The following is a 24,375-nucleotide window of genomic DNA, read 5'->3' on the forward strand; positions in this document are numbered from 1 at the left end:
GCCCGCCGTCCCGGTGACCTCGTCCCGCTGGTCGTCCGAGTCCCGTTGGTCGTCCGAGTCCCGTTGGTCGGGCAAGTCCCGCTGGTCGAGCTTGTCGAGACCTCGCGACCGATCAGCGAGGTTGTCGCGCCTCTCCCGTTGGTCGAGCTTGTCGAGACCTCGCGTCCGGTCAGCGAGGTTGTCGCGCCTCTCCCGTTGGTCGAGCTTGTCGAGACCTCGCGTCCGGTCAGCGAGGTTGTCGCGCCTCTCCCGTTGGTCGAGCTTGTCGAGACCTCGCGTCCGGTCAGCCCAACGAATGCGGCCCACCTCCCCAGCCGACCCGCACGAACACTATCCACAGGCGCGCCCCGCGCACCCCCGAGCCGCACACTGCCTGCGACCCTCCTAGCATGCCATTCATGTACATCCTCCATTGCTCTGACGGGTCGTTCTATGTCGGCAGCACGTGGGACCTCGAGCGCCGGGTCGCGCAACACAACACCGCCGATCAAGGCGCGGGCTACACCCGTCGTCGTCGCCCGGTGCAACTCGTCTACTTCGAGCAAACCGACCGAATAGCTGATGCCTACGCTCGTGAGAAGCAGATCCAAGGTTGGGGTCGTGCCAAGCGAATCGCGCTCATCGAGGGCCGCTATGACGACTTGCCTGGCCTGAGCAGGCCGCAGGACCCCTGAGCATTGCATCGGTATCGACAAGCTCGACCAGCGGGGCGGGGCCGGCCATCCGCTGATCGAGCCTGTCGAGATCCCGTGAGAGGGGAACGTTCTTGACGCCGGGTCACTGGGTCTCGACAAGCTCGACCAGCGGTTCGGGCCCGACCAGCGGTGATGGCCCCGACCGGCGGGGCGGGGCCGGCCATCCGCTGATCGAGCTTGTCGAGATCCCGCCAGACGGGCGGGCTCAGCCAGCGCGTGCGCTGAGAGTGCGGGAGCGGGCGGTGACGACGGCGAGGAGTCCCACCGCTAGGAGGGACCCTAGGGCGGCACCGGCCGTGTTGGCGATCACGTCGAAGGGTGTCGCGAAGCGGCCAGGCAGGAACACCAGCTGGCTCAGCTCGATGGCGACGCTGGCTACGAAACCGATCAGGGTGGCCAGCAGCCAGTCGTGTCGGCCGAGCAGAACCACCCCCAGAAGCCCTACAGGCACGAATAAGGCGATGTTCGCCGTGAATTCGACTACCGGGTAGTCGAACCACTGCGGCAGGCCGTGAGCGTGCAGGAAGGCGAGGGCGTGCACGATCGACCCGTGTGCACCGCGATCCACAGGGGTGGGCCAGAGCGCGATCAGTGCGAGGGCCACCAGGTACGCGGCGCCTAACCAGCGAGCGGCCACGCGGAGGGCGGCATGGCGGCGCGTTGTCAGAGCGTTCACGTGACCTCTCTCTGGATATGGTCACGGCCTCCCGCAGTGTGCATTGCAGGAGGACATTACCGTCAACGGATGAGGTGACCAGACTAGTGAGCCGGGCATCCCAGGGGAAGGTGCTTAGTGGCCGCCGGGAACCTCGACGCGCTTGGGTAGCAGGAACACCAGCAGCAGCGCCACCACGCTGAGCGCGGCACTGACGGCCATGGCAAGGGTGGCACTGTCGGTGAATCCGGTGGCCACGGCCTCCGGGCCCGGGCCGGCCACGACGAGGGTGCCGAAGAACACGCTGCCCACCACGGCGATGCCCGCGGCGCTGCCGACGCGCTGCATGACGCCGACGACGCCGCTGGCGGCACCAGCCTCGGAGCGGTCGACGGTGGCTACGATGAACGCCACGTTCGGGGCGATGAAGCAGCCGCTGCCCAGGCCCGCGATGAACAGCGGCGGCAGCAGGATCCAGTTGGTGAGGTCGGCAGGGGCGGTGAGCAACAGCACCAGCCAGATCCAGACGAGGCCGAGGGTCACCAGGGCGACGCCCGCGACGAGCACCGTGCGGCCCAGCCTGTTGGTGAGCCGGTTGCTCTGCGACGACGCGATGATCGAGCCGATCGCGAACGGGATGGAGACCAGGCCCGACTCGAGCGCGGTGTGGCCGAGGCCGGCCTGCCAGAGGATCGAGATGGTGAAGAAGATGCTCGTGAAGGCCGCGAAGTAGACCAGCGCCAAGATGACACCGCCGGTGAAGGCGGGGTGGGAGAACAGGTGCGGCGGCACCAGCGGGCTCTCGCCGCGCTTGCTCACCCGGATCTCCCACGCGCCGAACGCCACGATCAGCAGCGCGCCGGCGGCGAGCACGAGGTAGGTCCAGAGCGGCCAGCCCTGGTCCTGACCCTCAATGAGCGGCACGAGCAGGGCCACCAGGCCGGCGGAGACGAGCAGAAGGCCCACCCAGTCGATGCGGGAAGCGGCGGGGGAGCCGGCATCCGCTTTGGTGCCGGTGCCGGAGGGGAGCAGGATGGCGGCGGCGATGAGGGCGGCGGCGCCGATGGGCAGGTTCACCCAGAACACCAGGCGCCAGCCGTTCTCCACGCCGAAGGCCTCGATGATCAGGCCGCCCACGATGGGGCCGAGCGCGGTGGAGACACCGATGACCGAGCCCATGATGGCGAAGGCCTTGCCGCGGAAGCGCGGCGGGAACATCAGCTGGATGACGGCGGTGACGGCGGGCACGAAGATGCCGCCGGCCAGGCCCTGGAGGACGCGGGCGACGATGAGCTGCAGTTCGTTCTGGGCCAGGCCGCAGGCGAGGCTGGCGACGGTGAAGAGGGCCAGGCCGGTGAAGAACACCCATTTGTGCCCGATCCGGTCGCCGATGCGGCCGGCCGGGATGAGTGCGAGGCCGAACGCGAGGGCGTAGCCGGAGATGATCCAGGACAGCGTTGCCTCTGAGGCGCTCAGGCTGGTCTGGATGCTGGGCAGGGCCACGTTGACGATCGTGGTGTCGAGCAGCGCCATGAACATGCCGGCGAGGAGTACGACGAGGGCCTGCCAGGCGCGGCGGGACACGACCGGGGCCGGGGCGGCGGAGCGGGGGTCAGTCATGGTGTGCCTCTCGGGTGAAGGGGAACAGAAAAACCCCCACTCGCATGAGTGGGGGTTTATTTCTGTCGGGGTAACAGGATTTGAACCTGCGACCTCGTCGTCCCGAACGACGCGCGCTACCAAGCTGCGCCATACCCCGATGGCCCTGTGGACCTCGACAAGTATAACCCCATCGGGTCCTCGGGTCTGGACCACAACGCTGGCGGCGTTTGCGCGACGGCCCACGGGGTCTCGACAAGCTCGACCAGCGAGGTGGGTGCGACCGTGCGCAGGTCGCGTCTTCGAGACTTCGCGATGGGTGTGGCGGTCGCGACCCTACGCTGGTCGAGCTTGTCGAGACCTCGCGACATGCTCGACCAGCGTTGGGCTGGGCGGTGCTACTTCTTGCCGACGACCACGATCACGGTGCCGCCCGGCACGGCGGGGGAGCCGGCGACCGGGTTCATCACCGTGACCTTGCCCACCTGCGCGGGGTCGCTCACCTTGTCTTCAAGCACCTGGAGGCTGAAACCGCTCAGGGTGGCTCTGGCCTGCTCGGGTGTCTGCCCGACAACATCCGGCAACAGCACCTGCGAGCCGTTGCTCGTGTACGCCGTGATGATGGAGCCGGTGCTGGCGGTGCCGCCTCCGCCCGGGTCCGTGCGCGCCACCGTGCCGGCGGGCAGCTCGGAGTCGGTGATGCCGCCGTCGGCGAAGCCGAAGCCGGCGCCCTCGATCTTGCTCTTGGCGTCGGCCATGCTGAGGCCACGCACATCCGGCACCGACACCTGGGCGCCCTGGATGACGTTGTTGGAGGCGGCGTCGAAGTCGTCACCGCCGTACTTGGCGTTGGCCGCGCTCATGATCTGCGGCCAGATGCGGTGGCGGGCGGTGGCGACCGGGCCGCTCTCGAAGTTGCGGGCCTTTCGCTGGTTTTCGAACCCTGTGACGTTCACCACGCCCACGACGGTGGCGACCTTGGTGCTCGCCCCGCTCATCCAGGTGGCGTAGGCCTCGTCGGTGGTGCCGGTCTTACCGATCATCGGTACCCGCGGGTAGGTGTTGGCGTAGGACTGTCTGGCCGAACCGTTGGTGAGCACCCGCTCCATCGCATAAGCCATGCCAGCAGCGACCTCGGGTTCCACCGAGGCCGTGCAGGTCGACTTGGGTGCAGGAACGTCCTCACCTGCAGAGTTCACGATCCGGTCGATCACGATGGGAGTGCAGGTGGTGCCCTTGTTGGCGATGCCGGCGTATGCCACGGCCATGTTCAGCGGGGCGATCTCGTTGGTGCCCAACACTGTGGCGGGGGTCTGTAGAAGAGTGCCACCGTCGGCGCGCTTGATCCCGAATGCTTCGGCGGTCTTGCGGATGCCGCAAAGGTCCAGACGCTTGGCCATGCCGATGAATCCGGTGTTGATGGAGTTGATCGTCGATTCAAGGGCCGTGTAATTGGTGCCGGCCTCGTCCGCGTCGTTCCGGGGGTTGAAGTCGAAGCTGGAGTTGCCGTCGCAGCTGTCCTGGAAGACGCCCCAGTTGGTCTTGCGCGCCGAGTCGACCCGCTCGCCGAGAGCGTGGCCTTCCTTGAGCCATTCAGCCAGGGTGAAGACCTTGTAGGTGGAGCCCGGCTGGAAGCCGGTGGAGCCGCCCTCGTTGTAGTTGGTGTTGTAGTTGATGCCGGTGTACTCCGGGCCGGGAGCGACCTCCAACTGGGTGTACTTCTTGTTCTGCGCCATGGTGATCACGCGGCCGGTGCCCACCTGCACGCTCGTGGCCACCGCGCCCACATCCCAGCTCGCGGTCATCGGCACCTGCGAGTTGATGGCGTTCTCCGACGCCAGCTGCAGGTCGAGGTCGAGGGTGGTGTAAATCTGGTAGCCACCGCGACGGAAGTTGAGCATCCGGGTGTCTTCGTCTTCACCGAAGGTGGGGTCGTTGCGCAGCACGTGGGTGACGTAGTCGCAGAAGAACGCGGCGCCGCCGGCGGTCTGGCAGCCTGTGGACGGTTCGGTGATGTGCGGCTCGATCACGCTGGCGATGGCGGCGTCGTAGTCGGCCTGGTTGATCTTGTCGTACTTGAGCATCTCCGTGAGGATGTAGTCCCGGCGGTCCTTGTTGGCGGCGTAGCCGTTCGCGGCGCCATTGGTTTCGCTCTCGGGCACGTCGAGACGGAACTTCTCCGGGTTGTTCACGATCGCGATCAGGCTCGCGGCCTGCGGCAGCGTGAGGGTGGCGGCGCTAGCGGCGTAGTAGTACCGGGAGGCGGCTTCAATGCCGTACACGGTGCCGCCGAAGCCGGTGATGTTCAGGTAGCCCTGCAGGATCTCGTCTTTGGTGTAGACCTTCTCCACACCGATGGCCAGGCGCATCTCCTTGAGCTTGCGCTCCGGCGTGGTTTTCGTGGCCTCGAGGAAGCAGGCGTCCAGTTCCTCCTGCACGGTCATCACCTCGCACTTCTGCACGAGCACGTTCTTCACATACTGCTGGGTGACGGAAGAGCCACCGGAGACGTCGCCGCCCGGGGTGAGCGTGGAGAGGGCGCCACGGATGGTGCCCTGCAGGTCGATGCCGCCGTGCTCGAAGAAGCGGGGGTCTTCACCGGCGACGACGGCGTCTTGCACAAACTGGTTCATCTGGTCGATGGCCACTTCGACGCGGTTCTGGTCGTAGAACGAGGCGAGCGGGTACGGGTTGCCGTCGTTCTGCACGGCGTAGATGGTGCTCACCTGCGAGAGTTCTTCGATGGCCAGATAGTTCGGCAGGTTCTCGAAGGTGTTGATCGTGGTGCGGGTGGCCACCCCGGAGATCGCCAATGCAGGCGTGATCGCCACGGTGATCAGCAAACCAGCCACGGCGCTCATCGCGACGAGGCCGATGAGCCCTCCGACGACACCGGCGAATGAACGTTTGTATTCCCCCATGGTCGTGAGCCTATTGGAAGATCGGCGACGCACGCACGCCGCCTGCCCCCCAAACCCGGGGGTCAGCGGGCCTTGTTAGGCGGCGGTGAGGGTGAGCAGGGTCGCCTCGGGCGGGCAGGCGAACCGCACCGGCGCGTAGATCGAGGTGCCCAGACCCGCGGAAACATTGAGGAACGCGGTGCGCAGCCCCACGTTCCACAGGCTCAACCCCTTGACCTGGCGACGGGGAATATCACAATTGGTCACCAATGCGCCGAACTTGGGGATGCAGACCTGTCCGCCGTGGGTGTGGCCGGCCAGGATCAGCTGCGCGCCGTGGTTCACGAACGAGTTCAGCACCCGCTGGTATGGGGCGTGCACCACGCCCACGGTGAGGGTGGAACGCGCGTCGGCGGGCTGACCGGGGTCCGGCCAGGTCTCCTCGGCGAGCGGGTCGTTGCCGCGCAGCTCGTCGATCGCGCCGGTGATCAGGTCGAGCCGGTCGCGGCGGATGTGCGGGTCGTCGACCCCGAAGATCTCCAGGTGAGTGCCGTTGATGTCGAGGGCCTCGGCGGCGTTGTTCAGGTCGTGCCAGCCGAGCTCGGCGAACACCCGGTGCAGGTCGTCGGTGTCGAGCTCCACGTTGCGGTGGCGCAGCAGCGACGGGCCGCCGAAGTACTTGAGCGGGTTCTTCGGCTGTGGGCCGAAGAAGTCGTTCGATCCGTTCACGAAGATGCCCGGGATACCCGCGAACGGTTCGAGGGCGTACTCAACGCCCGCGATGCCGTCTTCGTGGCCCAGGTTGTCGCCGGTGTTCACCACCAGGTCGGGTTTCAGCGCGGCGAGACCGCGCACCCAGTCCTGCTTGTCGCGCTGCCAGGGGGCCATGTGCAGGTCGGAGAGGTGCAGCACCCGGATCGGGGCGGCGCCCGGTGCGAGCACCGGCGCGGTCACCTCGCGCAGGGTGAACCGGCGGCGCTCCACGAGGGAGCCCCAGGCGAACGCGGCCAGCCCGGCCGCCGTCACGGCGGCGGCCGAGGTGAGGAGAGCGCGGCCGGTGCGTGCGGCGCTCAACCTGCCGCTCCCGCTCCGGCGACCTTGCCCACGACGAGCGTGACGGTGCTGCCCTTGGTGGCCGCGGTGTCAGAGGAGGGGGTCATCGAGATGACCTTGTTGTTCTGGTCGGCATCGGTCACGGCCTGGTCGCTGGTCACGACGTTGAAGTCCGAGAGGGACTTCTTGGCCTGCTCCAGGGTATCTCCCACCACATCCGGCAGTAGTACCTGGTTGCCGCTGCTGGAGTACAGCGTGACTGTGTCGCCGAGGCTGGCGGTGCCGCCGCCGGCCGGGTCGGTGCGCGCCACGGTGCCGGCGGGCAGCTCGGAGTCGGTGGCGCCGCCGTCGACGACGTTGAAGCCGGCTCCCTCGAGAGCGTCGGTGGCGTCATCCACAGACTGGCCGCGCACGTCGGGGATACTCACCTGGGCGCCGCGGATGACGTTGGTGGACGCCTCGGCGAAGTCGTCTCCGCCGTACTTGGCGTTGGCGACGCTCATGATGTCCGGCCACATCCGGTGCCGGGCCGTGGCGGCCTGGCCGCTGTCGAAGTACGTCTGCCGCTGATTCTTGTCGCCGGTGACGGTCACGACACCCACGACGGTGGCTACCTTGGTGCTCGCGCCGCTCATCCAGGTGTCCTTGGCGTGGTCGGTCGTTCCGGTCTTACCGATCATCGGCACCTTGGGATAGGTGGCGGAGTTTGACTGTACGGCCGTACCCTCAGTCATCACACGCTGCATGGCGTAGGCCATGCCGGCGGCGACGGACGTTTCCACAGACTGCGTGCAGGTGGAGGTGGGCGGCGCGATCTCGGCGCCGTCGGCGCCGACGATCCGGTCGATCACGATGGGGGAGCAGGTCGTTCCCCCGTTGGCCATGCCGGCGAATGCCACGGCCATGGTCAGCGGAGCGATTTCCTGCGTGCCCAGGACCGACGAGGCGCCCTCAGACAGCTCATCCCCGTCGGCGCGGTGCACACCGAAGGATTCAGCGGTCTCCTTGATCCCGCAGAGGTCGAGTTTCTTGGCCATGCCGATGTAGCCGGTGTTGATCGATCCGATGGTGGACTGCAGAGCGCTGTAGTTGCTGCCCGACTCATTGGAGTCGTTCTTGGGGGCGAAGTCGGTGCCGTAGCTCACGGTGCCGCTGTCCACACAGGTGTCCTTGAAGGTGCCCCAGTTGGACTTGACGCTGGAGTCGACCCGCTCGTTGAGGGAGTGGCCCTCCTTGAGCCATTCAGCGAGGGTGAACGTCTTGTACGTCGACCCGGGCTGGAAACCGGACGACCCGCCCTCGGCCTTGTCGGTGTTGTAGTTGATGCTGGTGTACTGCGCGCCCTGCGCGAGCACATCGGGGTCTTGGCTGTACTGCTTGTTCTGCGCCATCACGAGCACGCGGCCCGTGCCTACCTGCACGCTGGTGGCAACGGAGCCCAAGTCCCACGCCACGCCGGTGTCGGGGTCGACGAAGGTCTGGGGCACATTCTCGGCCAGGGTGGCCTCGGCAGCGGACTGCATTTCGAGGTCGAGGGTGGTGTAGATGTCATAGCCACCGCGACGGAAGTTGAGCATCCGGGTGTCTTCGTCTTCACCGAAGGTGGGGTCGCTCTTGAGGATGTGGGTGACGTAGTCACAGAAGTAGGCGCTGCCGCCGGCGGTCTGGCATCCGGTGCTCGGCTCGGTGATGGTGGGCTCGATCGCACTGGCGATGGCCTCGTCGTACTGCTCCTGGGTGACCTTCTTGTACTTGAGCATCTCGCCCAGGATGTAGTCGCGGCGCTGCTTGTTGTCGGCGTAGCCGCTCGCGGCGCCGTTGGTCTCGCTGTCCGGCCGGTCGAGGCGGAACTTCTCCGGGTTGTTCACGATCGCCATCAGGCTGGCCGACTGGGCCAGGGTGAGGTTGGCCGCGGTGGTGTTGAAGTAGTAGTTCGCGGCGCTCTCGATGCCGTAGACGCTGCCGCCGAACAGGGTGATGTTGAGGTAACCCTGCAGGATCTCGGCCTTGCTGTAGGTCTTCTCCACGCCGATCGCGTAGCGCATCTCCTTGAGCTTGCGGTCTGCGGTGGTCTTGGTGGCGTCCTCGTAGCAGGCGTCGAGCTTGTCCTGATCGGTGAGCACCTCGCACTTCTGCACCAGAACGTTCTTCACGTACTGCTGGGTGATCGACGACCCGCCCTGCGTGCCGCCGCCGGTAATGGTGGAGAGGGCGCCACGGATGGTGCCCTGCAGGTCAACGCCGCCGTGCTCGTAGAAGCGGGGGTCCTCACCGGACACCGCGGCATCCTGCACGAACTGGCTCATGCTGTCGAGCGGAACCTCGATGCGGTTCTGGTCGTAGAAGGAGGCCAGCGGGTAGGGGTTGCCGTCGTTCTGCACGGCCCAGATGGTGCTCACCTGCGAGAGCTGGTCGACCTTGAGATAGTCGGGCAGGTTCTCGAACACGTTGATGGTGTTCGTGGCTGTCATGCCGGTAACGGCCAGAGCCGGGGTGACTGCAACGGTGACCAGGACACCGGCTACAGCGCTCATACCGATGAAACCGAGGAGCCCGCCGAGCGCTCCACTGACCGTACGTTTTTTGGCAGACATACAATTGAGCGTAAGGGACAATTCTGAAAAACAGCCTGAATCGGAGCCGCATGACCGCCTGGGAGTACCTCACCACACCGCTGATGATCCACAACACCGCCGCGATCCTGAACAACTGGGGTTCGGAAGGATGGGAGCTCGTTCAGGTCGTCACCGGCCCGGAGGGCGGCCTCGTCGCCTACCTCAAGCGTCCCGTCGCCGGCGCGGAAGGAGCCTGACATGGCACTGATTGAAGCCCGCCTGGCCGAGTTGGGAATCGAGCTGCCGTCGGTCGTCCCGCCGGTCGCCACGTACGTTCCCGCCGTCGTGAGCGGCTCGCTGGTGTTCACCTCCGGGCAGCTGCCGATGGTGTCCGGCGCGCTGCCGGCCACGGGCAAGGTCGGCGACGGCCACGGCCTCGTTCCGGCATCCGACGCCAAGGACTATGCCCGGCAGTGCGCGCTGAACGCGCTCGCCGCCATCCAGAGCGTGATCGGGTCGCTCGACCGGATCACCCAGGTAGTCAAGGTCACCGGTTTCGTCGCTTCCGCGCCCGATTTCACCGGCCAGCCCGGCGTGGTCAACGGCGCCTCCGACGTGCTCGGCGAGATCTTCGGCACCATCGGCGTGCACGCCCGCTCCGCCGTGGGCGTGGCCGTGCTGCCGTTGGACTCGCCCGTCGAGGTGGAGCTCATCGTCTCCTTCGCCTAAGTTTCACGCGCGTCTCTCGCGAGCCGTGAGTTGAGCCCCATCCGGACGCCCGGGTGCGTGCTTACCTCACGGCTCGCGTGCGTTTAACCCGCGCCTGAGGAGATCTTCAGGCCCCGGCCCCCCCACGCCCGGCTGTCGCCCGGTCTGAGTGGCGTTCCCCTCCGCTGGTCGAGCTCGTCGAGACCCCGCGCCCGATCTCTGTGCGCGGGTACCGCTGGTCGAGCTCGTCGAGACCCCGTGACCCCATCTGCGTGCGCGACCACTCATCCCGCGAGCCGTGAGTTAAGCCCCTTCCCGGTGCCCGTTTTGGGGCTTAACTCACGGCTCGCGGGTCTGTGCTTGCACCTGCGGGGCGGCGGGGGCGGGGTGCGGATGCCCGGCCGAGAACGCGGTGCCGGCGCGGGTGGCCAGGGTCTGCGCGGGCAGCTCCACCCAGCGGTACATCAGCTGGGCCAGGCCGAGGCTCAGCGGCACCGAGATCAGCGCGCCCCACCACCAGTGCTCCGGGCCGGCGAGCTGGCCGAAGGTGACCACGATGGGGAAGTGCACGAGGTACAGGCTGAAGCTGATCGCGCCGAGCCAGGCCAGCAGGCGCCCGCTGAGCATCCGTTGCACCGGCGGCCACAGCGCCACGGTCGCCACGATCAGCGCCGCGCCCGGCACCCGCAGCGCGAGGGTCAGCTCGCTCCACGGTTCGGTGAGCACGGGCCGCAGCAGCCAATGCGCGATGAGCAGCAGCGGGCCGAGCACCGCGATCAGGGTCCAGACCAGGGTGCCGCCGGGGCGCCGGGCCAACCGCGCCGACCGCGCCGCCAGGCCCTCGTGGTTGGCGGCGAGCAGGGCGCCGAGCCCGAACGCCGGCAGGTACATCAGCGGTTCGCTGCCGAGCAGGTACCCGGCGGTAGAGGCGCCCAGCAGCACCGCCACCCAGGCCAGCGGCCACCGTCGGGTGGCGACGGCGAAGATCACGCCCACCGGCAGGAGCAGCGAGAACCACAGCTCCCAGGCCAGCGACCAGAGCGGGGGATTGATGTCGGGGCGGCCGGTGAACCCCACGATGCTGGCCTCGCGCAGCAGGTTGCCGATGCCGAGGTCGGGGCTGCCCTGCTTCGCCATCCAGGCGCCGCCGTCGCCGGTGCGCGGCACGAGCAGGATCCACAGGGCGGCCAGGGCCACCGAGACGATCACGGGTATCGCCAGCCGGATGATGCGGCGCGGGTAGTACGCCAGCCAGTCGTAGCCGTGTGGCGGGGCCGGCGCATCCGTGGTCGGGGCAGCTGCGGAGGCCCCCGCCGGCGCATCGGCGGCGGCACCCCGGGCGGGCCCGCGCAGCCACGGCCAGCGTCGCAGTGGGGTGAGCACGAGCACGAACCCGCTGAGCACGAAGAACACGAGCACGAACTCCGGGCCGGCGAAGAAGATCTTCAGCGGCGAGAGGGTGGCCCACCAGCCGGTGGAGAACACGGCCACGTGGGCGCTGGAGGAGTACGCGGCCGAGATCGACGGCGCGGTCATCGACACGTGGTGCACGAGCACGATCACGGCCGCGACCCCGCGCAGGGCATCGAGGGCGACGAGTCGGGTGCGGGGTTCAGCTGCAGCCATTCCGCCCACCGTAAATGCCCTTCGTGAACGTTTCCTCCGAAACCCGCCCGCCGGCTCCCTGCCGGCTCCCCGCCGGCTCCCTGCCGGCTCCCCGCTGGGAGGTCGCACTGCCACCCCCGCGAGCCGTGAGTTGGGCCCCTTCCCGGGCCCCGGATGCGTGCCTACCTCACGACTCGCGAGGTTTGCTGGCCCGCTCCGGGTGCCTCTCGGCCGCAACTGGTGCCCGCGCGGACAAGTGGTCCCGGTGTGCCGGGTGCAAATGTCCGATCGGGCAACAGTTACGCGCCCGCGGCCGTAGCGGATGCCCGCAGGCGGCCGGCCCGCGGGCGGCCGGCCCGCAGCCGCGGGCGCCGCGATGACGGCCTTCAGCCTCGCGCCGCAGGTCTACGGCCTACGGTCTAACTGTTCCCCGTGCGGACAATTGCGTCCGGTGCGCCGGACGCAGAAGTCCGCTTCGGGAACAGTTAGGCCTCGGGGCTCGGCTCAGCGCATGCTGTCCGTGATGATCTGCATGATCGAGGTGTCGGCGAGCGTGGTGGTGTCGCCGATCTCGCGGCCCTCGGCCACATCGCGCAGCAGCCGCCGCATGATCTTGCCCGAGCGGGTCTTGGGCAGCTCGTTCACGATGAAGATCTCCCGCGGCCGGGCGATCGCCCCGATCTGCAACGTCACATGCGCACGCAACACGGCGCTGATGTCAGCGTGCGACGCCGCATCCGTCTGGCTGTACTTGATGATCACGAACGCCACCACGGCCTGCCCGGTGGTCTCGTCGTGCGCGCCCACTACCGCGGCCTCGGCCACCGTGGGATGCGCCACCAGCGACGACTCGATCTCCGCGGTCGAGAGCCGGTGCCCGGAGACGTTCATCACGTCGTCCACCCGGCCGAGCAGCCAGATGTCGCCGTCGCGGTCCAGGCGGGCGCCGTCGCCGGCGAAGTACAGCGGGCCGTTCGGCGCATCCTGGAACTTCTCCCAGTAGGTCTCGATGAAGCGCTCCGGGTCACCCCAGATGCCGCGCAGCATCGACGGCCACGGTTCGGTCACCACGAGCAGGCCGCCGTTGCCGTGCCCCACATGGTGGCCGTCTTCGCCGATCACGTCGATGGAGATGCCGGGGATGGCGACCTGCGCGGCGCCGGGCTTGGTCTCGGTGAGGCCGGGCAGGGCGCTGATCATGATCGCGCCGGTCTCGGTCTGCCACCATGTGTCCACCACCGGGGTGAGCTGGTTGCCGATCACCTCGCGGTACCACATCCAGGCCTCGGGGTTGATCGGTTCGCCCACGGAGCCGAGCAGGCGCAGGCTGGTCAGGTCGAACTTCTGCGGTTCCTGCCGACCGATCTTCATGAAGGTGCGGATGGCGGTGGGCGCGGTGTACAGGATGCTCACCCTGTACTTTTCGATGATCTCCCACCACCGGCCGGGGTGCGGGGTGTCGGGGGTGCCTTCGTAGAGCACCTGGGTGGCGCCGTTGGCCAGTGGCCCGTAGACCACGTAGCTGTGCCCGGTGATCCAGCCCACGTCGGCGGTGCACCAGAAGACGTCCTTCTCCGGCTTGAGGTCGAAGACGTTCTTGTGCGTGAAGGCCACCTGGGTGAGGTAGCCGCCGCTGGTGTGCAGGATGCCCTTGGGCTTACCGGTGGTGCCGGAGGTGTAGAGGATGAACAGCGGGTTCTCGGCGGGGAACGGCTGTGCCTCGTGCTCGGCGTCGACGGCGGCGAGTTCCTCGTGCCACCACTTGTCGCGTTCGGTCCACTCCACGTCGCCGCCGGTGCGCTCCACGACGAGCACGGTGTGCACCGAGGAGTCGCCGCTGGCCAGGGCCGCGTCGACGGCCGGCTTGAGTGGGGTGGCGCGGCCCTTGCGGTAGCCGCCATCCGCGGTGATCACGACCACCGCTTCGGCGTCGTCGATGCGGGAGCGCAGGCTCTCGGCGCTGAAGCCGCCGAAGATCACCGAGTGCACGGCGCCGATGCGAGCCACGGCGAGCATCGCCACGACGGCCTCGGGGATCATCGGCAGGTAGATGGCCACCCGGTCGCCGGCGCGCACGCCCAGGCCGAGGAGCACGTTCGCGGCACGCTTGACCTCGGCGGTGAGCTGCGCGTAGCTGATGGAGCGGGAGTCGCCCGGCTCGCCCTCCCAGTGCAGCGCCACCCGGTCGCCGTGGCCGGCGAGCACGTGCCGGTCGAGGCAGTTGTACGCCACGTTGAGTTCGCCGTCGTCGAACCACTTCGCGAACGGCGGGTTGGTCCAGTCGAGGGTGCGGGTGAACGGCTTGTGCCAGTGCACGAGCTCCCTGGCCTGGTCGGCCCAGAAACCGAGCCGATCTGCTGCGGCCTGCTCATAGAGGGCCTCGGTGGCGACGGACTCGGCGGCAAACTCCGGCGAGGGTGGGAATCGGCGGGATTCGTGGAGAAGGTGGTCGATTTGCACGCTCATGATGTGTCGCTCCTTTGCGATTACAGGCAGTGTCGAGGTGCCGCGGCGGCCTCATCCCTGAACCCTACACGGCGAGGGCGGCCCATCCGACGGTGATTCGCACCGGAAGAAACACCGATTTTCTGCCACGAATATATTCGGAAATGGCGTCTCATGAGCACTTCTTTCCGTGTCCTCATTTAGGGGGACCCAGAGGACTTGCGCATCTGATTTTCCCCAGTATGCTTATCCATGTCTGAACGAAAGTTTTGACCTGTGGTGCGTTTGGTTCCCCCCAATCAGCGCACTGCCGAGGCGGCACCTGTTCCCCCCAATAGGTGCCGCCCCCCTCTTTTAACTGCACGCCTGCGCCTCTCAACGGCGCACCCGTGTTTTCCCCGCCCGGCTCGTGCGCACCGTGCGAACCGTGCAACCTGCGTGACCCGCTGTACCGCACTATCGCTGTATCGGCCCCCTCCAGGCAGAACTGTTGCCCGGCCGGACATGTGCGCCCCGTACGCCGGGCGCAGAAGTCCGACCGGGCAACAGTTGTCTCCGGCCTCATGCCGGTCGAGTTCGTCGAGACCCGGCGACCCGGTCCGTGGGTGGCTCCCGTCTCGTTGGTCGAGCTCGTCGAGACCTCGCGACCCGGTCCGTGGGTGGCTCCCGTCTCGTTGGTCGAGCTCGTCGAGACCTCGCGACCCGATCTGTGGGTGGCTCCCGTCTCGTTGGTCGAGCTCGTCGAGACCTCGTAACGTGCGTGCGTGTCGTCCCCCGAGGGCGCTCCCTCGATTTCGCGAAAGCGGCCTTGAGACTGCTTCGTAGCGCTGACGTGACCGTTCCACCGCTTTCGTGGGCGCCATAGTTCGCGAGAGCGGCCTTGTGGCTGCTTCGTGGCGCTGAGGCGACAGTTTCGCCGCTTTCGCGTTTCAGTTCGATCGGGCAGCGACGGGATGAAGCTCCTGCCGCCGCTCCTCCACACCCCGGATGCCCGCGCCCGCCCCACCGCCCGGCCCGCCACCGGGCGCACCCACCTGGGCTCGGGCTAGCGTGCCCGCATGCTCGAGCCCTACGTCGCCGTCCCCTCCTACCTGCCGCATACCCCTCCGCCCCGGCCGGGGGAGAGCATTGCGGATGCCGGCGCGGCCCGGCATGCCCGCGCCGCGCCCATCCGCTCGGCGCCGCCCGACGGCACGGCGCCGTCCGATGGCACGGCGCCGCGCGATGGCTCGGCGCCGTCCGATGGCCCAGCGCGGCCCGGCGGCCCAGAGCCTTCCGTGGGCCAGGCGCTCCCCCCGGGCCGGGCGCAGCCCGAGGGGCGCGACCACCCACCCCGCACCGACCTCTCCGCCCTCGGCCCGCTCGCCCGCTTCGCCCACGACGCCGACGTCACCGACCTGTTCGTAAACGGCGAGGCGGGCCTCTGGCTGGATGCCGGCGCCGGGCTGGTGCGCGCGACGGATTGGCAGGGCGAGGAGACGGGCATCCGCGAGCTGGCCGTGCGGCTGATCGCGCTCGGCGGGCGGCATATCGACGAGGCCAGCCCCTGCGTCGATGTGCGGCTGGCCGACGGCATCCGGGTGCACGCGGTGCTGCCGCCGGTGTCGAGCACGGGCACGCTGCTCTCGATCCGGCTGCCCCGGGTCACCCGGCAGAGCCTGGACATGCTCGCCGACGGCGGCCTGTTCGGCGCGGGAGAGGCCGCGGCCGCCCAGACCCTGCGGCTGCGCGCGGCGGTGCTCGGCCGGGAGAACCTGCTCGTGACCGGGGCCGCCGGCAGCGGCAAGACCACCCTGCTCGGCGCGCTGCTGGGCGAGGCGCCCGCCGCCGAACGCATCGTGGTGATCGAGGACGTCGCCGAACTGCGCATCGACCACCCGCACGTCGTGGCCCTCGAGGCCCGCCAGGCCAATCTCGAGGGCGCCGGCCGGATCGGCCTCGACGCCCTGCTGCGCGAGGCGCTCCGGATGCGTCCGGACCGGCTGGTGCTCGGCGAGTGCCGGGGTGTGGAGATCCGCGAACTGCTGGCCGCGCTCAACACCGGGCATGACGGCGGTGCCGGCACCCTGCACGCCAACTCGTTGGCCGACGTGCCGGCCCGTCTCGAAGCGCTCGGCGCGCTCGCCGGGATGAGCGCCGCGGCGGTGGCCCGGCAGACCGTGAGTGCCATCGGGCTGGTGCTGCACCTCGAACGGCACGACGGGCAGCGCCGGCTCGCCCAGGTCGGCCGGTTCGTGCTCGACCCGGCCGACCGGCTCAGCACGGTGCCCGCATGAGCCGGCGCCCGCCGCCCACCCCGGCGATCGAGGAGGTCGCCCGCGTCGCCGAACGGTTGGCCGTGCTGCTCTCCGCGGGCGTCTCCCCGGTCTCGGCCTGGGACTACCTGATTCCACCCGGCCCGTCGGGGTTGGTGCCGCCGACGGCGCGCTCGTTCGAGTCAGCCGAGCCAGCCGGATGGGACGCCCCGCCTGCCGTGCCCGGCGCCGGGATGCCTTCGCCCGGGTTCTCGCCCTCTCCCGAGGTGCGGGCGCGCCCCCGCAGGCGCCGTCGCCGCAGCCTCCGATACCCCTGGCGCCGCCGCCCCGATACCCGGGACAGCCGCGCGCTGCTGCAGGCCGCATCCGTGGCCGCGCACGCCGGCGGCAGCGTCGCCGACGCGATCAGCGCCGAGGCCGCGCTCCTGGCGCCCCAGGCCGGCGACGCCTGGCGGGCGTTGGCTGCGGCGTGGGATGTCGCCACCCAGGCCGGCGCCCCGCTCGCCGCCTGCCTGCGCGACCTAGCCGGCGCGTTCCGCGACCTCGGCCAGCTGCACCGCGACCTCGACGTGGCCCTCACCGGCCCGCGCGCCACCGCGCGGATGGTGCTGGTGCTGCCGGTGGTGGCCCTGCTGTTCGGCACCGTGCTCGGCTTTGACACCCTGCACACGCTGTTCCTCACCGTGCCCGGCCTGGCCTGCCTCACCGTGGGGTGCCTGCTGATGCTCGCCGCCGCACGCTGGAACCGGCGCCTGGTGGCCGCCGCCGGCAGCCAGGGCCCGGCGCCTGGCCTGGAACTCGACCTCACCGCCATCGGCATGGCCGGAGGCGGATCGCTGGCGCGGGCCCGAGCGACCGCGCGCCGCAGCGCCGAACGGTTCGGCCTGCGCTCGACCGGCGGCACCGACAGCCCGACCGAGAGCCCCGCCGATGCCATCATCGACCGGGTGCTCGACCTCTCGGCCCGGGCCGGCGTGCCCGCCGGCGAGTTGCTGCGCAGCGAGGCCGCCCAGGCCCGCCGGGATGCCCGCACGGCCGGTCGCCAACGGGCCGAAACCCTCGCCGTGAGCCTGATGATCCCGCTCGGCGTCTGCGTGCTGCCCGCGTTCATGCTCGTCGGGGTGGCGCCGCTGCTGCTCAGCGTGCTGTCCTCCACCCTCGGTGGTTTCTCGTAAGGATGCCCGGGCGGCGTCTCCACGGAGTGCTCGCGAGAGCGGTCGTGCGGCTGCTTCAGCACGGTGAGGCGACCGCGCGGCCGCTTTCGCGGGCGGTGAGGCGCTTCCCTTTGCGCGAGAGCGGTCCAGTGGTTGCTTCAGCACGGTGAGGTGACCGCGCGGCCGCTCTCGCGGGCGCGCCTCGCCAGAGCTGGCGCGGTTGCGGTCAGCGACTTGCCGCGGTGCGAGCGTCAAGCTCCCGGGGCTCCCGGGGCTCCCGGGGCACCCGGGCCTGCCGGGCCTGCCGGGGCCGCAACGGTGGGCGTAATGCGCAGGGTGCGTTCGTGGGTGGCCGCATCGGTCATGCCGAAGCTGCCGCCGTACTTCTGCACGTAAGCGCCGTCGATCTCCGTGTGCACGGGATCGCCGCTGTGGAGGTGCGTGAAGATCGCGGGCCACTCGTGACCCTCGATGCGCACCATCCCGCACCGGGCGTCTCGCGCCCGCGGAAACCACTCGCTCACGCCGCCGTACCCCGCTCCTGCTCGCACGTACACGTCGGCGCCGATGCGCACCATCCACATGGTGACGAACGAGCGGATGCTGCCATCCTGACGCCGGGACGCCAGTTGCAGTTCGGGTGCGCGATCGACCAGACCAAGCTCGCTGGTCGACCACGGTCGGGTGGTGTCGGTCATCCGGTTCTCCTCGCTCGACAACGGGCTCTCCTCCACAGTCTGTCGTTGGACCGACTCTGCACCGACGGGCCGCCGACGTCCAGGCGCCCGGTGGCGCCGGGGCACGCTGGTGGTACTCGAGCCGCTTGGACCGCGTCCTGCACGCGAAAGGAGATCCACCATGACCACTCTCACCAGCACGCCCGCCCCGCCGACCGAGAACGACCCTGACGGTGAGGAGGTCGCCGGCACCGAGGCGGAGGCCGAGACGCCCGACTCGGGCCCTGCCACGGCCGCCGCCCCGTCGCGGTACCGCCCCAGCGTGGGAACCGGGGTGCGCAACGGACTCGTGCGCACCCGAACGGTGCGATCCAACACCCTGCGAGCTCTCTGGCGCATGAAGGATGAGCGCGGTGCAGCCACCGCCGAGTACATCGTGGCCACGATGGCGGCGGTCGGCTTCGCCGGGCTGCTCATCGTGATCCTGCGCGGCGACGAGGTGCGCGGCATCCTCACCGACCTGGTGCGCAGTGCGCTCACCGTGGGCTGACCGGCATCGCGGCAGCGTCACGGCCGAGTTCGCGGTGGTGCTGCCCGCCGTGCTGGTGGTGCTCACTCTGTGTCTCGGCGCCGTGCAGGTGGTGGGCCAACAGGTGCGACTCACGGATGCGGCCGGCTCGGCCGCCCGACTGCTGGCCCGCGGGGAGAGCCCGGCACGTGCCGCCGGGTTGGTTGACGGGCTGGGCCTGCACGCCACGGTGGCGGCGGAACCGGTGGGGGAGTTCGTCTGCGCCCGGCTGAGCGCACCGAGCGGCTTCGCGCCCTTCGCGGCGGCCGGCCTCACCCTCGGAGCACGCTCCTGCGCGTTGGCCGGGCTGCCGTGATCGTCGGGCCCGTCACGACCGCCCGGCATCCGGTGACCGCCCGGGTGGCTGGGCGCACGGCTGGCCGCGCGGCCGACCGTGGGTCGGGGTCGGTGCTGGCGGTGGCCCTGCTCGGGGCGATCGTCGCCCTCACCGTGCTGCTCCTGCCGGTGCTCGGCCTGCTGGTCGTGGCCGGGCAACTGCGCACGGCGGCGGATGCGACGGCGCTCGCCGCGGCCGACACCGCTTCCGGCTTGCTGCCCGGGGTGCCCTGCGAGTCGGCGCAGCGTACCGCCACGCTCAACGCCGTGGAGCTGTCCGGATGCGAGGTGGACGGCCTCATCGCCACCGTCACGACGACCCGCGTCGCGGCCGGCTTCCTGCTCAGCGCCCGGGCGCGGGCAGGGCCGCCCCCGGCCGAACCGGCCGAACCGGCCGAACCGGCCGTTGTGGACTCAGGCTGAGGAGTCCGGTGCGTCGAAGAGTGCCTCCAGGTAGCGGTAGTCCACGGCGGAGGGTTGGTCCGGGTGCTCGGTGGAATCGAACTCCAAGCCCGCGGCACGGGCGTAGAGGTAGCGCTTGCCGTGCGAGTCGGCGGGGATTTCGATCCTGGGTCGAGGATCCCCGGACTCGAGGAACGCGGTGGTGACGGTCTTGCCTTCGAGCGGGCCATCCGTGAGCTTCGCGGTGTATGTGCCCTGCGCTGCAGTACTCATGCTTCCATTGTGCGTCTCCCCATCGAAGAGGCAACCCCTTGATCCGCATCCGAGCTCGCTGGGAGGCGGCTGGAGGTTCTCGGGATGGAGTCCGAGAAGATGTGCGCGCCCGTGATCTTGCCCTTGTATTGAGCCGCACCGGGGCTACGGTGGAGGCGATTGGGGGCACTCCCACGCGGGCTCGATAGGCGCGCACTCGATTCCTGTGTGTATGGTGTGGCTTGGTCGTTACACAGACCGTTACCTATAAAGAGGAGTCTGGTGCCAGGCACTAAGAAGCTGGTCATTGTCGAGTCGCCGACGAAGATGAAGTCGATCGCCGCCTATCTGGGCGACGGATACGAGGTTTTGTCGTCGGTCGGGCATATCCGAGACCTGATCGAGCCCAAGAATCTGCCGCCGGAGCTGAAGAAGGGCCCGCTGGGCAAATTCTCGGTTGACGTCGACAACGGTTTTGAACCGTACTACGTCGTCTCCGACGCCAAGAAGAAGACCGTCAGCGACCTCAAGCGCGCGCTGAAGAACGCCGACGAACTCCTGCTCGCAACTGATGAGGACCGCGAAGGCGAGGCCATCGCCTGGCACCTCCTGCAGGTCCTGCAGCCCAAGGTCCCGGTCAAGCGGATGGTCTTCCACGAGATCACCAAGGACGCGATCATCGCAGCCACCAACAACACCCGCGATCTCGACACCGCTCTGGTGGATGCGCAGGAGACCCGCCGCATCCTCGACCGCATCTACGGCTACGAGATCTCGCCCGTGCTCTGGCGCAAGGTCGGCCCCGGCCTGTCCGCCGGCCGTGTGCAGTCCGCTGCCACCCGCCTCGTCGTCGACCGCGAACGCGAACGCCTGGCGTTCGTCTCCGCCGGCTACTGGGACCTCATCGCCCAGCTCGCCCCCGGCGCCAGCGCCGAGAACGGCTTCCAGGCCAAGCTCGTGCGCCTCGGCGGCGAACGCATCGCCACCGGCAGCGACTTCGACGACTCCGGCAAGCTCAAGCCCAAGGTCGTTGCGGCCACGCTCGACGAGGCATCCGCCCTCGCCCTCGCCGACGCCCTCAAGGTGCCCGGTGTGCCGATCACGGTCACCAAGGTCGCCTCCAAGCCCTACCGTCGCAGCCCCGCCGCGCCGTTCACCACCTCCACGCTGCAGCAGGAAGCCGCGCGCAAGCTGCGCTTCACCGCCCGCCAGACCATGAGCGTGGCCCAGTCGCTGTACGAAAACGGCTACATCACCTACATGCGTACCGACTCGCCGTCGCTGTCGCAGCAGGCGATCACCGCCGCCCGCAAGCAGGCCGCGTCGCTCTATGGCGCCGAGACCGTGCCGGCCAGCCCGCGTCTGTACAAGGGCAAGAGCAAGAACGCGCAGGAGGCCCACGAGGCCATCCGCCCGTCCGGTGACACGTTCCGCACGCCGTCGTCGCTGTCGAGCACCCTGCGCGGCAACGACTTCAAGCTCTACGACCTGATCTGGAAGCGCACCGTTGCCAGCCAGATGGCGGATGCCACCGGTTCGACCGCATCGGTGACCATCGCCGCGGGCCCCACCGGCACCGCGGCGCACCCGGCCGCGTCCGAGGCGCTCGCCGAGTTCGCCGCCAGCGGCACCGTCATCACGTTCCGCGGTTTCATGCTCGCCTACGAGGAGTCGAAGGACGAGGAACGCAACGCCTCCACCGACGCCACCGAGTCGAAGCTGCCGCCGCTGGAGGAGGGCCAGACGTTGGCGCTTCTCGAGGTGGAGGCCAAGGGCCACGAGACCACGCCCGCCGCCCGGTACACCGAGGCCAGCCTGGTGAAGAAGCTCGAAGAGCTCGGCATCGGCCGCCCGTCGACGTACGCGTCGATCATCTCCACCATCACCGACCGCGGCTACGTCACCCCGCGCGGCCAGGCCCTCATCCCCAACTGGATCGCCTTCTCGGTGGTGCGCCTGCTCGAGGAGTTCTTCTCCGACCTGGTGGAATACGACTTCACCGCCGAGATGGAAGACGACCTCGACCGCATCGCCGGCGGCACCGCCGACCGGGTGGACTGGCTGACCAGCTTCTACTTCGGCTCCGAGAAGCACCGGGGACTCCGCCAGGTGGTCGACAACCTCGGCGAGATCGACGCCAAGTCGATCAACTCGATCCACATCGTCGACGACATCACCCTGCGCATCGGCAAGTATGGCCCCTACCTCGAGGTCGTCGACCCCAATGCCGATCCGGATGCCACGCCCCGCCGGGTGAACATCCCGCCGGACCTGGCACCGGATGAGCTCACCCCCGCCAAGGCCCGCGAGCTCGTGGATGCCCCGGTCGTCACCGACCGCGTCATCGGCGTGAACCCGGACAACGGCAAGGAGATTGTCGCCAAGGACGGCCGCTTCGGCCCCTATGTGACCGAGCTCGAGCCGCCCGCAGACACCGACGGCCCCGGCGAGACCGTGGACCCGCTCACCGGCGAGGTCACCTCGCTGGCCGACGCCGCCGCGGCGGCCCCCGCCGGCGCATCCGCTGCCGCGACCAAGCCCAAGCGCAAGGCCCCGGCCAAGAAGGCCGCCGCCGCGGTGAAGCCGCGCACGGCGTCGCTGTTCAAGTCCATGGACCTGGCCACCGTTGACCTCGACACCGCGCTGGCGCTGCTGAACCTGCCGCGCGTGGTGGGCCTGGACCCGGAGACACAGACCGAGATCCTCGCCCAGAACGGCAAGTTCGGTCCGTACCTGAAGAAGGGCGTCGACACCCGTTCGCTCACCAGCGAGGACCAGATCTTCGAGATCGACCTGGCCGGCGCCGTGGACCTGTACGCGCAGCCGAAGTACGGCGCCCGCCGTGCCTCCAGCGCGCTCAAGGACTTCGAAGAGCCCGACCCAGAGAGCGGCAAGGCCATCAAGATCAAGGACGGCCGGTTCGGCGCCTACGTGACCGATGGCATCACCAACGCCACCATCCCCAAGGCCGAGAGCGTGGAAGAGGTCGACTACGAGCGGGCCGTGCAGCTGCTCGCCGACAAGCGCGCCAAGGGCCCGGTTGTGAAGCGCGGCGCCGCCGCGAAGAAGGCCCCCGCCAAGAAGCCGGCTGCCAAGAAGCCGGCCGCCAAGAAGGCGCCGGCGAAGAAGGCCGGCGCGGTCACGAAGACCGCCGCCAAGCGGGCTCCCGCCAAGAAGACCGGCACCTCAACGGCCACCCCGGGCGTGCGCGCCGAGCGCACCCCGGAGCAGAAGGCCGCCACCGCCGCGAAGGCTGCGGCCACCCGCGCGGCCACCGCGGCCGCGAAGGCGGCCCAGGCCGCCCAGTCGTGACGGATGCTGTGACGCCCGGCCTGTTCATCACCCTGGAGGGTGGCGACGGGTCGGGCAAGAGCACCCAAGCGCAGCTGCTCTCCGAGTGGCTCCAGGAGCAGGGGCGCACGGTTGTGCGCACCCGCGAGCCCGGCGGCACCGAGGTGGGCGTCGCCATCCGCGAAATCGTGCTGCACCACCGCGGCGAGGTCTCACCGCGCGCCGAGGCCCTGCTCTACGCCGCCGACCGTGCCCAGCACGTGGCCACGCTGGTGCGCCCGGCGCTCGCCCGCGGCGAGATCGTCATCCAGGACCGCTACCTCGACTCATCCGTGGCCTACCAGGGTGCCGGCCGGGTGCTCGGCGGCACCGAGGTGCGCGACCTCTCGCTCTGGGCGGCCGAGGGGCTGCTGCCGCACCTCACCCTGCTGCTCGACCTCGACGAGACCGCCGCCCGCGGCCGGCTCGACGCCGACAAGAAGGTCTTCGACCGGCTCGAGGCCGAGAAAGGTGAGTTCCACGCCCGCGTGCGCGCCGCCTTCCTCGACCTCGCCGCCGCCGAGCCCGACCGCTTCCTGGTGCTGGATGCGTCCCTCCCGGTCGCCGAGCTGGCCGAGCGCATCCGCGCCCGCGTCGCCGCCCTGCTCTAGCGTCCGCGGGTGTCCGCGCCCGGGTCCCCGCCCCGGCTGCCCGGGCGCCCCGCGAGTTGCCGCAAAACGCCCCTTCCGAGCGCCCGAAGGGGATGTTTGCGGCAAGTGGGCAAGAACCACTGTGCCGACTTGCCGCAAAGTGCCCCTCAGCGGGCGCCCAAGGGGAACTTTGGCGGAAGTCGGCGAATGCTGCCTCCGCGAGTTGCTGCAAAGTGCCCCTTCGCGGGCGCCCAAGGGGCACTTTGGCGGCAAGTCGGCAGGTCTTTTCGGCAGGATGCGTCGGTGCGCGCAGCTGTCCTATCTCGCGAGTTGCCAGTTGCGGCCCCTTCGCGGGCCTGCAGGGGGCGCCAACTGGCAACTCGCCGGGGCGCACCTCCGCGAGTTGCCAGTTGAGGCCGTTTGGTGCGCATCCATGGGGCTTCAAGTGGCAACTCAGTGACGCCGGCGTTGCTCGCGGGTGCCCTGCTCTGCCGCGAGTTGCTGCAAAATGCCCCTTCGCGGGCGCCCAAGGGGAACTTTGACGGAAGTCGGCGAATTCTGTCTCCGCGAGTTGCCGCAAATGTCCCCTTGAGGGG

At 69.3% G+C, this 24,375-nt stretch carries 20 protein-coding genes and 1 tRNA gene; 11 read left to right on the forward strand and 10 right to left on the reverse strand.

The annotated features are described in order from the left end of the window. The first annotated feature begins 389 nt into the window (after positions 1-389). Positions 390-674, forward strand: a complete 285-nt coding sequence (locus BJQ94_RS02925; RefSeq protein ID WP_265398749.1) for a GIY-YIG nuclease family protein — start codon at positions 390-392, stop codon at positions 672-674. A gap of 226 nt (positions 675-900) precedes the next feature. Here the strand turns inward: BJQ94_RS02925 and BJQ94_RS02930 are convergent, their stop codons facing one another. The 6 genes from BJQ94_RS02930 to BJQ94_RS02955 all read right to left on the reverse strand — a co-directional run bounded on the left by BJQ94_RS02930 (position 901) and on the right by BJQ94_RS02955 (position 9,496). Further along, positions 901-1,371: a VanZ family protein gene (locus tag BJQ94_RS02930; protein WP_265398750.1), complete on the reverse strand. Its 471-nt coding sequence runs from the start codon at positions 1,369-1,371 to the stop codon at positions 901-903. 114 nt (positions 1,372-1,485) lie between these two features. Beyond that, positions 1,486-2,970, reverse strand: coding sequence for an MFS transporter (locus tag BJQ94_RS02935; RefSeq protein ID WP_265398751.1), 1,485 nt, complete (start codon positions 2,968-2,970; stop codon positions 1,486-1,488). 65 nt (positions 2,971-3,035) lie between these two features. Continuing rightward, positions 3,036-3,109 (reverse strand) — tRNA-Pro (locus tag BJQ94_RS02940). A 238-nt stretch (positions 3,110-3,347) separates the two neighbouring features. Beyond that, positions 3,348-5,870 carry a transglycosylase domain-containing protein gene (locus BJQ94_RS02945; RefSeq protein ID WP_265398752.1) on the reverse strand — a complete coding sequence of 841 codons (2,523 nt, stop codon included), beginning with the start codon at positions 5,868-5,870 and terminating at the stop codon, positions 3,348-3,350. A 75-nt stretch (positions 5,871-5,945) separates the two neighbouring features. Further along, positions 5,946-6,923, reverse strand: a complete 978-nt coding sequence (locus BJQ94_RS02950; protein ID WP_265398753.1) for a metallophosphoesterase — start codon at positions 6,921-6,923, stop codon at positions 5,946-5,948. Then, complete coding sequence (locus tag BJQ94_RS02955) at positions 6,920-9,496, reverse strand: transglycosylase domain-containing protein (protein ID WP_265398754.1); 2,577 nt, start codon at positions 9,494-9,496, stop codon at positions 6,920-6,922. Before BJQ94_RS02955 ends, BJQ94_RS02950 begins: the two co-directional genes overlap by 4 nt. 50 nt (positions 9,497-9,546) lie before the next feature. Here BJQ94_RS02955 and BJQ94_RS02960 point away from each other — a divergent pair, with 50 nt between their 5' ends. After that, positions 9,547-9,714, forward strand: a complete 168-nt coding sequence (locus tag BJQ94_RS02960) for a hypothetical protein (protein WP_166793334.1) — start codon at positions 9,547-9,549, stop codon at positions 9,712-9,714. Position 9,715: 1 nt separating this feature from the next. Beyond that, the gene (locus BJQ94_RS02965) at positions 9,716-10,186 is read left to right on the forward strand and encodes a RidA family protein (protein WP_265398755.1); all 471 of its coding nucleotides are present in this window, start codon (positions 9,716-9,718) and stop codon (positions 10,184-10,186) included. Positions 10,187-10,504: 318 nt separating this feature from the next. Here the strand turns inward: BJQ94_RS02965 and BJQ94_RS02970 are convergent, their stop codons facing one another. Both BJQ94_RS02970 and acs read right to left on the reverse strand, forming a co-directional pair. Further along, positions 10,505-11,791: an acyltransferase gene (locus BJQ94_RS02970; RefSeq protein WP_275875548.1), complete on the reverse strand. Its 1,287-nt coding sequence runs from the start codon at positions 11,789-11,791 to the stop codon at positions 10,505-10,507. Positions 11,792-12,274: 483 nt separating this feature from the next. Continuing rightward, the gene (gene acs, locus BJQ94_RS02975) at positions 12,275-14,236 is read right to left on the reverse strand and encodes an acetate--CoA ligase (RefSeq protein WP_265398757.1); all 1,962 of its coding nucleotides are present in this window, start codon (positions 14,234-14,236) and stop codon (positions 12,275-12,277) included. A 542-nt stretch (positions 14,237-14,778) separates the two neighbouring features. On the opposite strand from acs, the gene BJQ94_RS02980 reads away from it, so the two are divergent. The 3 genes from BJQ94_RS02980 to BJQ94_RS02990 all read left to right on the forward strand — a co-directional run bounded on the left by BJQ94_RS02980 (position 14,779) and on the right by BJQ94_RS02990 (position 17,645). Then, positions 14,779-14,970: a hypothetical protein gene (locus tag BJQ94_RS02980; RefSeq protein WP_265398758.1), complete on the forward strand. Its 192-nt coding sequence runs from the start codon at positions 14,779-14,781 to the stop codon at positions 14,968-14,970. A gap of 303 nt (positions 14,971-15,273) precedes the next feature. Then, a complete protein-coding gene (locus BJQ94_RS02985) occupies positions 15,274-16,491 on the forward strand; it encodes a TadA family conjugal transfer-associated ATPase (RefSeq protein ID WP_265398759.1) in 1,218 nt (405 codons plus the stop codon). Next, entirely contained in the window at positions 16,488-17,645 is a 1,158-nt protein-coding gene (locus tag BJQ94_RS02990; RefSeq protein ID WP_265398760.1) for a hypothetical protein, read from the forward strand. Before BJQ94_RS02985 ends, BJQ94_RS02990 begins: the two co-directional genes overlap by 4 nt. 230 nt (positions 17,646-17,875) lie before the next feature. Here BJQ94_RS02990 and BJQ94_RS02995 read toward each other — a convergent pair whose 3' ends face one another. Further along, positions 17,876-18,322, reverse strand: coding sequence for a DUF2255 family protein (locus BJQ94_RS02995; protein WP_265398761.1), 447 nt, complete (start codon positions 18,320-18,322; stop codon positions 17,876-17,878). Between the two features lie 376 nt (positions 18,323-18,698). Between BJQ94_RS02995 and BJQ94_RS03000 the strand changes: the two genes are divergently transcribed. From BJQ94_RS03000 to BJQ94_RS03010, 3 genes are read left to right on the forward strand one after another with little or no spacing between them, the layout of a single operon-like run. Next, on the forward strand, positions 18,699-18,851 hold the full coding sequence (locus tag BJQ94_RS03000) for a DUF4244 domain-containing protein (RefSeq protein ID WP_265398841.1): 153 nt from the start codon (positions 18,699-18,701) through the stop codon (positions 18,849-18,851). Further along, entirely contained in the window at positions 18,832-19,185 is a 354-nt protein-coding gene (locus tag BJQ94_RS03005; protein WP_265398762.1) for a TadE family type IV pilus minor pilin, read from the forward strand. Before BJQ94_RS03000 ends, BJQ94_RS03005 begins: the two co-directional genes overlap by 20 nt. Next, positions 19,182-19,628: an Rv3654c family TadE-like protein gene (locus BJQ94_RS03010; protein ID WP_265398763.1), complete on the forward strand. Its 447-nt coding sequence runs from the start codon at positions 19,182-19,184 to the stop codon at positions 19,626-19,628. The genes BJQ94_RS03005 and BJQ94_RS03010 overlap by 4 nt, the downstream gene beginning before the upstream one ends. On the opposite strand, the gene BJQ94_RS03015 is transcribed toward BJQ94_RS03010, so the two are convergent. After that, positions 19,620-19,880: a hypothetical protein gene (locus BJQ94_RS03015; RefSeq protein ID WP_265398764.1), complete on the reverse strand. Its 261-nt coding sequence runs from the start codon at positions 19,878-19,880 to the stop codon at positions 19,620-19,622. The genes BJQ94_RS03010 and BJQ94_RS03015 overlap by 9 nt on opposite strands. A gap of 261 nt (positions 19,881-20,141) precedes the next feature. On the opposite strand from BJQ94_RS03015, the gene topA reads away from it, so the two are divergent. Continuing rightward, a complete protein-coding gene (gene topA / locus BJQ94_RS03020; RefSeq protein WP_265398765.1) occupies positions 20,142-23,171 on the forward strand; it encodes a type I DNA topoisomerase in 3,030 nt (1,009 codons plus the stop codon). An 8-nt stretch (positions 23,172-23,179) separates the two neighbouring features. After that, positions 23,180-23,800 (forward strand): dTMP kinase, encoded by a 621-nt coding sequence (tmk, locus tag BJQ94_RS03025; protein ID WP_265398842.1) that lies wholly within the window; start codon positions 23,180-23,182, stop codon positions 23,798-23,800. The last annotated feature ends 575 nt before the right edge of the window (positions 23,801-24,375 follow it).

Source organism: Cryobacterium sp. SO2 (genome assembly GCF_026151165.2).
Taxonomy (GTDB): Bacteria; Actinomycetota; Actinomycetes; order Actinomycetales; family Microbacteriaceae; genus Cryobacterium.